The 2,448-nt window shown below is 60.0% G+C and carries 4 protein-coding genes and 1 pseudogene; 1 reads left to right on the plus strand and 4 read right to left on the minus strand.

All coding sequences use genetic code 11. The annotated features are described in order from the left end of the window. The 4 genes from tnpC to tnpA (WBB85_RS06185) all read right to left on the minus strand — a co-directional run. Positions 1-840, minus strand: an 840-nt coding sequence (gene tnpC / locus WBB85_RS06170; protein WP_432637754.1) for an IS66 family transposase, incomplete at its 3' end; no start/stop codon positions are given. Positions 841-893: 53 nt separating this feature from the next. Then, positions 894-1,331: an IS66 family insertion sequence element accessory protein TnpB gene (gene tnpB, locus WBB85_RS06175; RefSeq protein WP_432637755.1), complete on the minus strand. Its 438-nt coding sequence runs from the start codon at positions 1,329-1,331 to the stop codon at positions 894-896. Beyond that, positions 1,328-1,624: an IS66 family insertion sequence element accessory protein TnpA gene (gene tnpA, locus WBB85_RS06180; RefSeq protein WP_432637756.1), complete on the minus strand. Its 297-nt coding sequence runs from the start codon at positions 1,622-1,624 to the stop codon at positions 1,328-1,330. Before tnpA (WBB85_RS06180) ends, tnpB begins: the two co-directional genes overlap by 4 nt. A 59-nt stretch (positions 1,625-1,683) precedes the next feature. After that, positions 1,684-2,067, minus strand: a complete 384-nt coding sequence (gene tnpA / locus WBB85_RS06185) for an IS66 family insertion sequence element accessory protein TnpA (RefSeq protein WP_432637757.1) — start codon at positions 2,065-2,067, stop codon at positions 1,684-1,686. A gap of 81 nt (positions 2,068-2,148) precedes the next feature. Between tnpA (WBB85_RS06185) and WBB85_RS06190 the strand changes: the two are divergent. Next, positions 2,149-2,361: pseudogene (locus WBB85_RS06190) on the plus strand (transposase domain-containing protein); the annotation flags it as partial. Between the last annotated feature and the right edge of the window lie 87 nt (positions 2,362-2,448).

The following is a 2,448-nucleotide window of genomic DNA, read 5'->3' on the forward strand; positions in this document are numbered from 1 at the left end:
AATGACCGGTTGGTGCGGTGGGCTGCGTCCTGCCGAAGGCGGGCAACCAGAACGCCTGACCCACATGTAGGATTGCGATTGGGGGCTGCGCCCTTTCTCCTTGAGAACCTGCACCGTTGTCTCGTCCATCTGGATAATATCGTGAGCCATCTGTGCGGCATTCATCTTGGCGATGAGCGGCTCAATCAGGTCACCGCAACGGATCATCCAGTACGCCATCGTTGCGCGCAGCAGCACAACGCCGATCCGCGGAAACATCTTTTCCAGGCGATAGAGCGGCAGGCCATCGCAGAACTTGGACGTCGCGATGTAGGCCAGCAGGCCGGCAGAGGCATTCGACTTCGGGATCGGTTGTGGCGGCATCGGCGCCGTTATTACCGTCGGGCCGTCATCGTCCGTTCCCTCGCAGGCGCGGCAGGCGTATTTGAAGCGCGCGTGTTGCAAGACCTGGATCTTGGCCGGGATGATGTCGAGTTGCTCAGAGACTTCTTCGCCGATTTTGGTTTTGCGGCAACCACAGGCGCAGAGCTTGGCAGCCTCGGCAATGTCGTGCTCAACGCGCGTGCGTGGAAGATGATCCGGTAGCGGCTTGCGGCCCGGCTTTTTGCGCGTGTGCTCGGGAACGACGGTCGTCTCGTCAGAGGCTGTCGCTTCGGGGCTGGCGTCGTCACACGATGCCTGCTCAGCTTCGTTAAACAGGCCGAGTTGATCGTCATCGGATTTTTCCGAGCTGGTGCCGAACCGTTTCTGCGACGCAAGCCGCAGCTTCTCTTCGAGCAGCGCAATGTGCTGCTTGAGGGAATGGTTTTCCTGAAGAAGATCGGCAACCGATAGCGTCATGCCGGCGATTTTATATGATTTGGTCGCCGCCAACCCATCGGAAACGGCACGATCTACAGCACCGTTCGATAACATAAGGAGCGGTGTGGCCGCATGGCCGCAAGATCGTAACCGTCGAGCAGCCAATTGAGCTGCTGGCCATCCAACACAATCGTGGACGTGCCACTTGCACCGGTTGTGCCGCATGATCCGCGCGCCGGGTCAGCAGAGTTGACCTGATTGGCCGGCGGCGGCGCGCCAGTAAGATGCTCCGGCCACTTGAAGTGCTCCTTCTCGAGCTGCTTCTGCCACAGGCAAAAACCCGAACGCTCCCAGTAAAGGATCTTGACCTTGTCGCGCTTTTTGTTCGTGAACACGAACAACTGACCCGAAAACGGATCGCTGGACAGCTGGTCTTCGACCAGGATGGAAAGACCGTTGATGCCCTTGCGAAAGTCGACCGGGTCGCGCGCCAGCCAAACGGTGTCGAGATCGTTCGCAGGCCGCATCATGAACGCGAACCATCGCTTGCCGGCACCGCCATCGCAGCCCCGATCAAGCGGCCAAGCGCCTCCGGCGAAACGCCCGCCGGCACCTCGATCGTGATGCCGTTGGAAAGTGAAATGCGCGCGCTTGGCCTGGATGTCGTATCAGGCTCGGGCGAAGCTGAAAACGTGATGGGCGCAAACGCGTTGCCACCCGTTGATGAGGGCGCTCCTGAGAGCAATCCGCGCTTCTTCAACTGCCCTTTCCAGCAATAAAAGCTTTGCAGACTGAGCCCGTGCCGCTCCGCGTAGGCCCTCATCGAGCCACCACCTGCCGCACACGCCTCGACGTGCTCAAGCCAATACTGTCCAGTCGATGTCAATCCACGATCCGCCATGCACGACAATGTGCACGATCTCCCGCGCCACGGAAGAAGGGGAAGATTGATCGCTTACCATTGGCCAGCGTCACCCGCGCCGCGCACATTGTCGGCTGCTGCTGGTTCCCGGATGGCCGCGACACGACCTGCGCGCGGATCAACGGCGAAAGAGCAGACGGCGGCGGTTGATCAATGTCATTCGACTTCGCCCGATTATGGGCCAGCACGCCAAGCTGCTTCAGCTGGCTCTTCCAGACATAGAAACGCTGCACATCAAGCCCGTGCCGGTCCGCATATGCGCGCATCGACACCCCGGACGCCGTACAATCGTCAACATGCTTCAGCCAGATATGCTGCTTCTCCGTCAATCCCCGCCCAGCCATAACCACCCCGCATCATTGCCAACACCGTCAGCCTCGCAGGAAATGAAGGGCGCCGGTAGAAGTGGTTGTTCGATCGCTTACGGAAGAAAAGCATGGCTGTTCGCCGACACACCCGCCGGCGCCGAAGCGTCTGCCCGCCTCTACAGCCTCATCGAAACCGCCAAGGCAAACGGCCTGGAGCCTTACGCCTATCTCGCCCACGTATTCGCTGACCTGCCCGCCGCCATTGCCGCGACAGATGACGCGGCAATCGAAAAACTTCTGCCCTGGAACATCGCCGCAACCGACGCCTAGCGTCGGCCACCAAGGGCAGTGATGTCAATCCCGGGAACGATCACCAGGAGATTGAGCGCTTACCCTTCAATTGTGAAATTGACCAAG

This window comes from Albidovulum sp. (genome assembly GCF_049646345.1).
Classification (GTDB): Bacteria; Pseudomonadota; Alphaproteobacteria; order Rhodobacterales; family Rhodobacteraceae; genus Albidovulum.